The 12830-nt window shown below is 64.6% G+C and carries 5 protein-coding genes; 1 reads left to right on the forward strand and 4 read right to left on the reverse strand.

Annotated elements, in window-relative coordinates; genetic code table 11:
* Positions 1-19: 19 nt before the first annotated feature.
* The 4 genes from HAHE_RS07370 to HAHE_RS07385 all read right to left on the reverse strand — a co-directional run bounded on the left by HAHE_RS07370 (position 20) and on the right by HAHE_RS07385 (position 11304).
* On the reverse strand, positions 20-4315 hold the full coding sequence (locus HAHE_RS07370; RefSeq protein ID WP_338689823.1) for an MBG domain-containing protein: 4296 nt from the start codon (positions 4313-4315) through the stop codon (positions 20-22).
* Between the two features lie 133 nt (positions 4316-4448).
* Positions 4449-5321 (reverse strand): transglutaminase family protein, encoded by an 873-nt coding sequence (locus tag HAHE_RS07375; RefSeq protein WP_338689824.1) that lies wholly within the window; start codon positions 5319-5321, stop codon positions 4449-4451.
* 13 nt (positions 5322-5334) lie between these two features.
* The gene (locus tag HAHE_RS07380; protein WP_338689825.1) at positions 5335-7914 is read right to left on the reverse strand and encodes a circularly permuted type 2 ATP-grasp protein; all 2580 of its coding nucleotides are present in this window, start codon (positions 7912-7914) and stop codon (positions 5335-5337) included.
* A 12-nt stretch (positions 7915-7926) separates the two neighbouring features.
* Positions 7927-11304, reverse strand: a complete 3378-nt coding sequence (locus HAHE_RS07385) for a transglutaminase family protein (protein ID WP_338689826.1) — start codon at positions 11302-11304, stop codon at positions 7927-7929.
* Between the two features lie 147 nt (positions 11305-11451).
* On the opposite strand from HAHE_RS07385, the gene HAHE_RS07390 reads away from it, so the two are divergent.
* The gene (locus tag HAHE_RS07390; RefSeq protein WP_338689827.1) at positions 11452-12798 is read left to right on the forward strand and encodes a sulfatase; all 1347 of its coding nucleotides are present in this window, start codon (positions 11452-11454) and stop codon (positions 12796-12798) included.
* Positions 12799-12830: the final 32 nt, after the last annotated feature.

The following is a 12830-nucleotide window of genomic DNA, read 5'->3' on the forward strand; positions in this document are numbered from 1 at the left end:
GCTCTTCAGCGCACCTCCGCTATGGGGCCGCGGTGCCGCGCAAGCGGGCGAAGAGCCTGCCTGCGACACCGCCGGGAACGGTCACACTCACTTGGTTGTAGTCACCATCGGGAGTGATGGTGAAGTCGATGCCGCCGTGGTTGCCGGAAGTTTCCGGCACCGCGACCGAAGACCATGGGGCTTCCGTTCCCAGCGACGAGCTATGCTCGAGTTCCAGAGTAGCACCACCTCGTGCCGCCGCATTGAGACAACGGAAGGACAGCACGAGTCCGCCACCGGTTTCCTGAGCACTGGGAAGCCACTGGAGCGAATCTTGCCCGGGATCAGCCGCACCAAGTAGCCATGCCAGGCCGTCCTGAACCCCGTCGCCATTCGAGTCGGAGTCGAATGCCGCACCACCCGACCACACTTCGAAGCGGCTCTGGATCAAGGCGATGGTCACGGAGCCCGTGTGACCCGCACCGTCGTCCACCGTGAGCGTCAGGTCGGTCCCCGCAACGGTTGGAGTGACGGTCACACCGGTCAGCACTCCATCGGCAAAGGATGCCGAAGTTCCCGTGAAACCACCGGTCCCGCCAAAGGTCACCGCACCATTGAAACCGCTCGCGGTTTGCCCGACGGCATCGATCGCAGTCAGCGTGATGCCGCCCACCGGCGTGCCGACAACCAAGGGAGAGCCGATGCTGGAAATCGTGAAGTGATCGACCGGGCCGATGACGGTCAGCGTCTGGGTCACCGGTGTGGCCGACTCGAAATTCGAGTCGCCGGACTGGGTCGCGGCAATCGTCGTGGTGCCGGGCCCGACTGGGGTCAGTTGATCTCCGGACACCGTTGCCACCGAAGGATCGGAACTGGTGTAGCTCACCGTCAACCCGGAGCTCGCGGAGCCCCCGAGAGTGAGGGGCGCGGCAGTCGACTGAAGATCGGCCAAGGGGTCGAAGCTGATCGTCTGCGAAGCCTTCGCTACAACGAGAGTGCCCGATGCGGAACCGGTGTGGTTCGGCTCGGTGACCGTCGCCACCACCGCATAACTGCCCGCGTCGACCGGCACACTCGTCGCCCCGTCGTAGGTCACCGTGTATGCCACCGGGGTCGGATCCGTAGTAACCGTCACAGGCCGCTCACCGCCGTCGTAAGTCTGGCTCAGGTTCCCAAGCGTTACCGTTACCGGGATCGGCATCACCGTCACCTGGGCGCTCCGGGTGGTATTGCCGTTGGTGTTGGTGTCGTTGGAAAAGATGATCGAGTCGCTGTAGGACCCGACCGCAAGGGTGTCGGCAGCGGCGTTGACCGTAGCGGTCACGAAGGCGGAAGCACCACCCGCGAGAGTGCCGGCGGTCGCGCTGAGGTCGAGCCATGCCACTGATTTCGACACCGACCAATCCAAGGCATCCTCGCCCGTATTGGTCAGCGTGTATTGCACCGATGCCGGAGCGAACGGTCCGCCTGCGGTTCCCGACGCCTCCAGATCACCACCTGCCGTGATGGCGAGCACTCCGGGAGTGAGCGTGCTGATGTTGACCGAAAAATTCCCGAGCACCGCCTCCGGAGTGGTGTTGGCGAGGGTGTCCTCAACCGCGCCTTCCTGCAGTGTGATCGTGTAAACCCCATTGTCGACCGCTTCCCAAGTTCCACCCGGTGCGTCGATCGTGTAGGTTGCTCCGAGAGGTGAACCATTTCCCGTGAGATCGGTGCCGACTGAAGAAATTGTCAACGGATTCAACGGCCCGGCCGGGCCGGTCACCAGTAGGTCAGTGACGTCGACACTCGATCCGAGAACCGCGGTGGCGTCGGTGAAAGTCACGGTGCACGATTGGGTCGGAGATCCGGCATCCGTGATGTCGGCCGCACTCAGTGCCGGAGACGGCGGGCTGGCGTCGAGTGCTCCGCCCCCGAGAAGCTCGAGGTCATCGATGTGCCAACCGATGGCCGTCGGCGAGTTTCCACGACCGTCGAGACTCGCGAGGCCCCAGCGGAAACGGATCTGCGACGAGCCGATCACGCTCAGGGGCAACGGGTACTGCACGGATTGCCACGAAGAGTCACTGAGGTTGGCGGTCGAGGACCACAGTGTGGACCAAGTCGCACCGTCATCGCCCGAAACCTGAACGATGGCGGTGTCATTCCGCTTCAAACCGAGCCAGCGGCGGAACTTGAGCGTCAAAGAACTCGACCCGCCGGCATTCGTGATCAGAGGCGTCGTGGCGTAGGACATGGCCAGACCCTTGGCGTAATCCGAACTCATGCTGTGCCCGATCACATCGGTGCCGGTGTAGCCGCCATTCGGACCGCCGTTGCCATAGGAAGGCTGGCCGTAGGACCAGTTCGCCCCGAGCGTCCAACCCGGATCCGTCGTCATGTTCGAGGAAAAGAGCGGCACCGGGATGTCGATCTCGAACTGACCAAGCACACCGTCGGCCACCGAAGCCCCCTGGATGTCCTGCACCTGCGTGGCTTGCATCGTGACCACGTAGGTGCCGTTGTCCGCGGCCGACCACGTGCCTCCGCCCGAGGGTGACACCGAGTAGGTCGCGACGCGCGGCGTGCCATTGGTCGCCTGATCGACGGAAACCAACTGGGCGAGTTGGTCGTAGCCACCCGGCCCCGTGACCCGGACATCGCCCGTTCCGATGGATGCGACATTTACGCCAAGGTCGTCTGAATACGTGACTGTGAAGGTGTGGGTGCTTTGACCGCTGTCGGCGAGGTCATCGAGTTGGGCCTCCGCGACCGGCGCGATGATGATCCCGGAGCCGTCGACGATCGTGCCACTGATGAAATACTGGCCGATGCTGCCGTAGGCGGTGTAGCCGGTCGGCGGCGAAGACAACGGATCGCCGGTGCCCGTGTTGCGCACGTAGAGGTAGTAAACACCCTGCCCGACCGTCGCTGTAATCGAAGCCGTGGTCAGCCCGGAAGGATTGTCCGTCGCGATGAGAACACCGTTCTCGTCCCGGAGCTCGAGCAGGACGTCCAGATTGCCCCCGTTGGTACCCGCCGGCTGGTCCCACGGGTTCACGTTGAGCGTCACCGTCCCCGCTCCGCTGACGAAGGAGAACACGTCGACATCGGTATTCCGCTCCAGAATCCCCTTGTTGGCCGGATTCGAGTTCGTCGGATCGTTCTCCGGCGTGGTCGAGCTGACCGTCGTGCCACCGGTGATCGACAGGGGCGTCGCGGCACCCGGCGTGTTGCCATGATCGTCGGAACGGTAGGAGACCTTGCCCGCGATGATCGCCAGGTCGTCCTGCGTGTTGTTCGCGTTGTAGTACTCGCCCTTCGACCACTGGGTGACGTTGCGGCCGTAGCCGGTGCCCATGATCGGGCCCCACGAGATCGGATTGCTGCTGCTACCATGGCCACCGTAGTAGCTTGAGGTCGACGTGGCGTCATGACTGAGCCCGAGGTTGTGACCTGCTTCGTGGGAAGCGGCCTCGGCGATGTTCGCGTCGCCGTTGCCCAGATTGTTCGAGTAGACCCATGCGGGACTGTAGGTCGAAATGAAATCGGAGCGACCGAAGACGTTGACGTAGGCAACCCCGCCGGCACCCGTCGAGGGATTCGGATCACCGTTCGCATCGGTATTGCGGGTGATCAGAACCACCGCGGTCGTGTTGTTGATCGACGGCGGCGGCTCGGTGGTGACGTCGATATCGAAGGGAGCGAAGTCCTCCGCCATCCGCTGCCAGATGCGCTTGATCGCCGCCTGCTCGGAGTCACTGAAGGTCGATGTGTCCGAATCGGTGCTGAAGGGCAGAGCGAAAATCGTCGAGCGACCGAGGCTGTTGTTCCATGCGGTTCCGGTGACGTTCTGGCCGGAGAAGTTGATGTAGATCCGCTTCGTCAGTCCCGGACGGCTGTGGAATTTCAGGTGCTCCGGAAAGGGGCTGACCGGCACGGCCGCCTCGCCAAGGGTTGGATCGGTCGGCTCTTCCGCCGGAGCGGGAGCGGGATCTTCCAGACGGTGGGTGTGACCGAAGCTGCAGGCGTAGCAGATGCCACCATCCGGATCGACCTGCAGTGAATCGACGTCCGACGCGGGAAAGTGGAAGCTCCGCAAGTGAGCGAGTGCCTTCTCCCGCGCGGCGGCCGGCAGGCTTTCGAGACGGTCCCGAAACGGGCTCGCAGGCAAATCACCGGTCTTCTGAATCGCGCCCGGGGGGAACTGGCGGGGGACCTCCTCCTGACCCTGCACCGCAGGCACCGTCCCGACTCCGAAAACCAGAGCTCCGACTACGAGGTTGCGAAGCCGGCTGACGCGGTTGCTTCCTCCCAGATTTTCCAGACGTCCGTACGCGCGGCTACCGTGTTTCATGTTTCCCCCGGATGATGGGCCGGACCATCCTCCCGAAGTCGTTGACAGGCAAGCAACAAGTGGCCTCGGGGGACTACGTATTCGCGGCCTCCCGGCGGCTACGAAAAAGGGTCTCCGAGCCGCCTCCCCAAGCTCACTCCTCCATCGGCGTCATGGTCACGCCGATGGTAAGTTGCTGGCCACCGCCGCCGACGACAGTTCCACGAAGCGGGCTGATATCGGAGAAGTCGCGGCCGTAGGCGAGGCGGACATGGGTGTCGGTCGGCACGAGATCGTTGGTCGGATCGAACTCGGTCCAGCCGAGACCCGGGCAGTACACAGATACCCACGCGTGTGTCGCATCCGCACCCTGCATCCGGGGCTGACCGGGCGGTGGCTCGGTGCGGACGTAGCCACTGACGTAGCGGGCCGGCAACCCGATCGAGCGCAGGCACGCGATCTGGAAATGCGCGAAGTCCTGACACACGCCTTTCTTTTTCCTCAGCACGGTCGCCACTGGCGTCGATACGGTGGTCGCCGTAGGATCAAAGGAGAACTCTTCGTAAATCGCCCGCGTCAGCTCGCGTGCCCCCTCGAGCACCGGCGTGCCGTCCTTGAAGAAACGGGAGGCGTAGTTGGCGAACTCGCGCCCGACCGGAACCACGCCCGAGGCAAACACATACTCGCAGGCGTCCGGATAGTCGCGGGAACCCTGGACGCGAACCTCGTCGCGCACCGCGGTCCATGGCAGCGACACCAACCCGACATCCTCTCCACTGACGGTGACGAGGCTGGTCGTCTTGACCTTCAGGCTGGTGTGAAGCTCCTGCAGGGCGAAGCGCTGGACCTCATTGCCGAAATAGTCGCGCGAAATCCGGACGTCGGCCGGCTCGGGCTCGACCTCCATTTCGAACTCCAGCACGTCCTGCCCCTCGCCCGTCATCGGCTTCAGCCGCGCGAGGTGGTGCGACGCCGACACTTCCTGACTGTAGTCGTACTGGGTCAGGTGCTCGATTCGGTATTTCATCGGAAGAAGGAGGTCATGAAACACCGAGGCTGGGTCCCGCCACGGACGATTGTTCGGGCATCAGCACGGAGAAATAGACGCGGGTGAGGTCGCTGGAAATCGCCTCGACCGTGCCTTCGACGGTGCCGAGGAATTGCTTCACCTGCTCGATGTGCGTGAGCTCGTCGTTGAGGTCGTCGGCACTCAGTTCGGTCGTCCGGGTCTGCGTCAGAAGCGGCGCCAGCAGCTTGCGTGCTTCGGTGGCATACGGGCGGACCCGTTCGGCCGGCAGCAGCGCGAGATGCTGGTCGACGCGCTCGAACTGATACGCCAGCGAGCGCGGGTTCGTCGGGTCGTAGATCAGCAGGTCGAGCACCGGCAGCAGCCGTGGCGCGAAGAAATGGCGGCGCCGGTAGGTGATCGAGCTGTCGATGACCTCGAGCACCGACTCCAGCGGCCGCGGTTCGCCGCGCTCGTGGTAGCGCAGGGTCAGCTCGCCGAGCCGGATCAGGTAAAGTGCCCGCTCAAGCCGACGGCCGAGATCGAGGAACCGCCAGCCCTGGGTATGGGTCGTATTCTCCGAGGCCATCCCGGACAAGGCCGCGTGCAGGGTGATCGTCTGATCGAGGATCGGGATGAGATCGAGCAGGCGCCGGCCGCGTTTTCGCTGCAGGGCTTGGGCAAGCTGCTGGGTGATCCGCCAGCTGTCGTGGGAGAGCGCGTCCCGGGAAATGGAGGACACCCGCTGCAACACGTCATGGATGCGCCGCAGGCTGTTGACTTCGCCCGTTCCGAAAATCGCGTCGAAGAGCGCCCGCTCGAGACCATCGACGCCGAGCGCCGCCGGCTGCTGATGGGCGAGCGGCGCCGCGAGGTGGCCGAGTTCGACGACGGTCGACCACAGCGGCGCGACGTCCGGCAGTGCTCCGAATTCCCGCTCCGAAGTCATGCGGGCGACAATCTGCCGGAGGACGCGGGCGGCGAATTCTGAGCGTTCGGCGTAGCGTCCGAGCCAGTAGAGGTTGTCCGCGGTACGGCTCGGGAAATCGGTCGCGCTGCGCCGCAGGGCCAACGGGTAGCGGGCGTCGTAGATCGATTGGTGATGAGGGACCTCATCCTTCGAAACGATCCATGTGTCCTTGCTGCCGCTGCCCTTCTGCATCGACATCGACACCGGCCGTTCCGGCCCCGACTCGCCGGCGAACCGGGTCAGTCCGCCTGGCATCACCGCGTAGCCGTCATCGGTCGCGACCAGATGCACCCGCAGCGCGATCGTCCGCGCGTCGAAACCGTTGCCGTTCCACACCGGCGCGGTCGAGAAGGACACAATCTCCTGCGCGACGTAGTCCATCGGGTTGGCGCGGATGCTTTGCTCGAGGTGCTTGCGGTCGGCCTCCGACTCCTGGCCGGGGAAACGCACCTGGCGCTTGCCGCGCTCGAGAGCGCTCTTGATCACCACCTTGTCGAGACGGCCCAGCACTTCCGTGAGGGCCTCGGGCTGGCCGCACCACCACGTCGCCACCGACGGCATCTTGAGATCCTCGCCAAGCAGCTCTCGGCAAACGATGGGAAGGAAGGCCAGCAACGCCGGAGACTCGGCCAGACCGCTGCCGGGCGGATTGAGCACCGCCACGTTGCCCGCACGTATGGCCCCGAGAATCCCAGCCACGCCGATCTGCGACTCGCTCATCAGTTCGAGCGGGTCGGCGAACTCCTCATCGAGGCGACGCAGGATCACATCGACCGGCTGAAGCCCGTCGAGCGTCTTCAGGTACACATGGTCGTCGCGCACCGTCAGGTCCTCCCCCTCGACCAGCGCGATCCCGAGATAGCGGGCGAGGAAGGCGTGTTCGAAGTAGGTCTCGGCCAGCGGCCCGGGCGTCAGCAGGACGATTCGCGGGTCCTCCTTGCGGCGAGGCGAGGCGTTGGCGATGGCCTCGAGGACCTCCCGGAAATAATTCACCAAGCGGACCAGACGGCAGTCGCGCGCGACCTCCGGCACCATGCGCGTCTGCACCACCCGGTTCTCCAGAGCGTAGCCCATCCCGGACGGCGCCTGGGTGCGGTCGCCCAACACCCACCACTGGCCGTCGGCGGCGCGGGCGATGTCGACGGCGTAAAAGTGGAGGAAACGCCCGCGCGGTTGGGGGATCCCGGCACAGGGACGGAAGAAGCGAGGATTTCCGAAAACGACATCCGGCGGCAACAGTCCGCGCCGGATCAGCTCCCGCGAGCCGTAGCAGTCGGCGAGGATGCGGTCGAGAACGCGGGCCCGCTGCACCAGCGCGCCCTCGATCTTCTTCCACTCGTCCTCGGGAAGCACGAAAGGCACCGGATCGAGCTCCCACGGACGCTCCGTGCTACGGGACTCATCGTAGACATTGTAGGTGATCCCGTTCTCGTGGATCAGCTTCTGCGCCTGCTCCCAGCGGCGGACGAAGTCCTCCTTGCGGATCTTGCCGAAGGCCGAAAGGAACTCGTCCCACCCCTCGCGGAGCTTCCCGCCCTTGGAAAGCATCTCGTCATAGCGCCCGCCTTCCGGCCGGTAGCCACTCAGAAGAGACGCCGTTCCGGCCGGAATGCCGTCGTCAACCTGCGGCGCTCCGGGTTCCATGGGTTCGATCTATCAGGCCTGCAAATCGAGCGTAAGGGGAAATTCCCGGCCGAGCGGCTCATACTCCGGTTCCAGCGGCCCCGGAGTGTGCCCGAAGCCGATGAATCGCTCCTTCCGCCGGCCGTGGGCCGACTCGGCATTGACCGGAAAGTCTTCGTAGGAACGTCCGCCCGGGTGGGTGACGTGATACTCGCAGCCGCCGATCGAACGGGCATTCCAGCGGTCGACGACATCAAAGGTCAGCGGCGCCTGAACCTGCATCGTCGGGTGGCGGGCCGAGAACGGCGCCCAAGCACGGAAGCGGACGCCGGCGACGTATTCGCCCGGCCGCCCGGTCGGGTGCAGCGGCACGCGACGGCCGTTGCAGGTGATGACATGCCGCGGATCGGTCATGCCGGCGACCTTCACCTGAACCCGCTCGACCGACGAATCGACGTAGCGGGCGGTGCCTCCGGCGGCCTGCTCCTCGCCGAGCACGTGCCACGGCTCGATCGCCTGACGGAGCTCGAGCTCGATCCCGCGATGCGCGATGGTGCCAATCTCCGGGAAGCGGAACTCGCGGTGCGGTGCGAACCACGCGGGATCGAAGTCAAAACCATGGCGCTGGAAGTCTTCCACGACATCCTCGAAGTCCTCGGCAATGAAGTGCGGCAGCATGAATTTGTCGTGCAGCGACGTTCCCCATCGCACCAGCGACTCGCGGTAGGGATCTTCACGGAAGCGGCTGATCGCGGCACGCACCAGCAATTGCTGGACGAGGCTCATCTCGGCGTGCGGCGGCATCTCAAAGGCACGCATTTCGAGCAACCCGAGGCGGCCGCTCGAGCTGTCGGGCGAGTAGAGCTTGTCGATGCAGAACTCGGCGCGGTGGGTGTTGCCGGTGATGTCCACCAGCATGTTGCGCATCACGCGGTCGACCAACCACGGGCAGTTGTCCTGGATGGTGTCGTGCTCCGGCAGCTGGCGGAACGCGATCTCCATTTCGTGCAACGCGTCGTCCCGCGCCTCGTCGACCCGCGGCGCCTGACTGGTCGGACCGATGAACAGTCCGGAGAACAGGTAGGATAGCGACGGATGGTTGTGCCAGTAGCTGACGAGGCTGCGGAGGATCTGCGGATGGCGGAGGAACGGACTCTCGAGCGTGCTCGATCCGCCGACCACGATGTGGTTGCCGCCGCCGGTGCCCGAGTGGCGGCCGTCGACCAGGAACTTCTCGGTGCCGAGCCTTGAACTACGGGCATCCTCGTAGACGCCGCGGGTAATCGTCTTCAGCTCGTCCCAGTTCCGCGCGGGGTGGATGTTCACCTCGATCACACCGGGATCCGGTGTCACCGAGAAATGGTTCAGGCGCGGGTCGCGGGGCGGCAGGTAGCCTTCGATCATCACCGGTAGGCCGAGCTCCGCGGCGGTGTCCTCGATCGCCCCGACCAGCTCGAGGTAGTCCTCGGCGCGGCGCAGCGGCGGCATGAAGATGTTCAGGTGCCCCTCGCGCGGCTCGACGCAGAGCGCGGTGCGGACGATATCAGAAGCCGGCTGGCCGCGGAAGAAGTCTTCCGGGTGGCCGCCGTCGTAGCGGGAAGATACGGCCGCCCCCTCATCACCGGCACCCGGTCCCTCGACTCCCGGAAACTGGTGCTTCGGCTCCGGAGCACCGGTCGAACCGTCGATCGCCCCGCCGGCCGTGAGCCGGTAGGCGGGAAATGGCGAACGCGGAATGCTCGGATCGGCGGGCTCGACGACGGGACCCCAGTGCTCGTCGGTCCATGGCAGGCTGTCGAGCGGCAGGCGCAAGCCAAGTGCCGAGTCGCCGGGCAGCAGATAGAGGCGCTCCGGGCGCAGGAACCAGTCGCCGGTGATCCATTCCTCCGGATCCAGCCCCCGCCACAGCGGCAGGACATGGCCGACCACCTTGTCGAGCTTCTGCTCGAAGATCCGCGCGAGGCGCTTGCGCTCGATCTCGTCGTCGAGCTTCGAGTCGAAGGGATCGACATTCGTCGGCAGGCGCCTTTCACGCCACATGTAGTACCAAGCATCCTCGTAGGCGGGCATGGCATGGTCGCCATCGACCTTGAGACGCTCGGCGAGGCTTTCGATGAAAGCGAGCGAGTCGTTTTCGTCGTGACCGTAGTCGCGGCCTTCCACCGCGATCAGCTCCTTGTCCTTCCAGACCGGCACGCCGTCGGTCCGCCAGTGGCAGCTGAAGCTCCAGCGCGGCAGTTGCTCGCCGGGGTACCATTTCCCCTGGCCGTGGTGGAGGAAGCCCCCCGGAGCGAAGCGTCCGAAAAGCTTGCGCAGCAGGTCGTCGGCGAGACCGCGCTTGTTCGGTCCCATGGCGGCGGTGTTCCACTCGTCACCTTCCATGTCGTCGATCGAGACGAAGGTCGGCTCGCCGCCCATCGTCAGCTTGAGACCGCCCTTGGCGAGGCGTTCGTCGACCGCCTTGCCGAGCGCGTCGATCCGCTTCCACTCCTTGCGGCTGTATGGCTTCGTGACACGCGGGATTTCCCGCACGCGGGTCACCTCCATCTCGAACTCGAACTCGCACTCGCACTTCGCGAGCAGATGCCCGGTCACCGGCGCTGCCGAGCTCGGCTCGGGCGTCGCGGCCAGCGGGATGTGGCCTTCGCCGGTGCACAGACCCGAGGTCGGATCGAAGCCGACCCAGCCGGCTCCCGGCAGGTAAACCTCGGTCCACGCGTGAAGGTCGGTGAAGTCCTCTTCCGGTCCTTCGGGTCCTTCGATCGGCTTGATGTCCGGCTTGAGCTGGATGAGGTAGCCGGAAACGAACCGCGCGGCGAAGCCGAGATGCCGCAGCAGCTGGACCAGCAGCCACGCGCTGTCGCGGCATGATCCGGACCGCTTTTCCAAAGTCTCCTCGGGCTTCTGCACGCCGGGCTCGAGGCGGACGAGGTAATCGATGCGCTTCTCGAGTAGCTGGTTGAGGCGGACGAGGTAGTCGATCGTCCGCTCCTTGCCGATCGTCGGGCGGCATTCCTCGATGAGCTTCTTCAGCAGCGGGCCCGGCTCGTTGAGCGTCCGGAACGGCGCGAGTTCGCTGGCCTGCCAGTTGGCGTAGGTGAACGGCCAGTGCTGCGCTTCCTCATCGAGGAAGAAGTCGAACGGATTGATCGAAGAAAGGTCGGCGACGAGATCGACCTGGATCTCGAACTCGCGCACCTGCTCGGGGAAGACGAGGCGCGCCAGGAAGTTGCCGAACGGGTCCTGCTGCCAGTTCAGGAAGTGGCCCTCGGGGCCGATCTTCAGCGAGTAGGAAAGGATCTGGGTGCGGTTGTGCGGCGCGGGACGCAGACGGACGACCTGTGGGGAGAGCGGAACGGGCCGGTCATAGACGTATTTCGTCCGGTGACGGATGGCGCAGTGAATCGACATGGGTGCAGTATGGAGCAGGACGAGTGCCGTGTCCCGAGCAAGCATTTTTGGCAATTTTGTCGTAACGCCCGGACACCCCGACCCCATTTCATCCGTAACAGGCCCGGAATAAGGCAAATCACGCCACCAGCCGGTCCGTCCGAACCCATGAGAACCCTAGCTTTTCTTCTATTAACCGCCGGTTTCGCGCTGGCTGCCGGCCGGCCGAATGTCCTGATGATCGCGGTCGACGACCTCAACCACTGGGTCGGACACCTCGAACGGAACCCCCAGACCCGCACTCCGAACATCGACCGGCTCGCGGCGATGGGCACCACCTTCACCAGCGCCTACTGCGCCGTGCCCGCCTGCGAGCCGTCGAGGGTGGCACTGATGGGCGGGCGGCGTCCGTGGACCACCGGGTGCTACTACAACGGCGACTCGTGGAAGCGCTTCCAGAAACCCGGCGAGGGGCTGAGCGCCCAGTTCCTCAAAGCGGGCTACCGTGTCGCCGGCGCGGGCAAGATCTACCACTCGATGGGCTACCACCCGGAAGAGTGGACGGAGTACATCGACGCGTCCGGCATGACATTGAACGGCAAGGGAGTTTCGAAGTACGATGGTTACCTGAATCGGAAGACTTTCCCCGATCTGAAGGACGACGATCTTCTCGACTGGCACGCGGTCGATTACTGCATCGAGCGCATGATGAAGGAAGACGAGCAACCGTTCTTCCTCGCCTGCGGACTTTACAAGCCGCACCTGCCCTTCGTCGCTCCCCGGAAATACTACGACGATTTCCCGCTCAAGAAGGTCAAGCTGCCTCCCCATCGTGACGATGATCTCGATGACGTGCCGCCCGCCGGCGTGAAGATGGCAAAACCGCAGGCCGACCACGCGAAGATGGTGAAGAACAACCAGTGGAAGGTCGCAATCCAGTCGTATCTGGCGACCATTTCCTACACCGACATGAACGTCGGCCGGTTGCTCGACGCGCTGGAGAAGAGTCCGCATCGCGACAACACGATCGTGGTGCTGTGGAGCGACCACGGTTGGTCCCTTGGCGAGAAAAAGCACTGGAGGAAGTTCGCGCTGTGGGAGGAACCGACGCGGACCGTCTTCATCTGGTCGGCCCCGGGAGTGACCAAAGCGGGCACAAAGTGCGACCGCCCTGTGGACCTGATGAGTGTCTATCCGACGCTGTGCTCGCTGGCCTCGATCGAGAAGCCGTCCCACCTCGAAGGCCAAGACATCACGCCGCTGCTGCGCGATCCGGGTGCGACGTGGGAGCATCCTGCCATCACCACCCACGGGCGGGGCAATCACGCGGTCCGGAGCGGGAGCCACCGCTACATCCGCTACGCGAACGGCGACCGCGAACTCTACGACCACCGCGACGATCCCTATGAGTGGACGAATCTCGCGAAGAACAAGGAGTCGGCGAAGCTGATAAAGGAGTTCGACGCGTTGCTGCCGGAGAAGGAAGCATCTGAATCGCGCAAGAAGTCCAAATAGCGGGCCGCAACCGAACCGCCGATTGACAGTCC

It is taken from the genome of Haloferula helveola, assembly GCF_037076345.1.
GTDB classification, from domain to species: Bacteria; Verrucomicrobiota; Verrucomicrobiia; order Verrucomicrobiales; family Akkermansiaceae; genus Haloferula; species Haloferula helveola.

Coding starts and splice junctions, on each gene's coding strand:
- HAHE_RS07380 (WP_338689825.1), bottom strand. CDS start 7,914: ATGGAACCCGGAGCGCCGCAGGTTGACGACGGCATTCCGGCCGGAACG.
- HAHE_RS07385 (WP_338689826.1), bottom strand. CDS start 11,304: ATGTCGATTCACTGCGCCATCCGTCACCGGACGAAATACGTCTATGAC.
- HAHE_RS07375 (WP_338689824.1), bottom strand. CDS start 5,321: ATGAAATACCGAATCGAGCACCTGACCCAGTACGACTACAGTCAGGAA.
- HAHE_RS07370 (WP_338689823.1), bottom strand. CDS start 4,315: ATGAAACACGGTAGCCGCGCGTACGGACGTCTGGAAAATCTGGGAGGA.
- HAHE_RS07390 (WP_338689827.1), top strand. CDS start 11,452: ATGAGAACCCTAGCTTTTCTTCTATTAACCGCCGGTTTCGCGCTGGCT.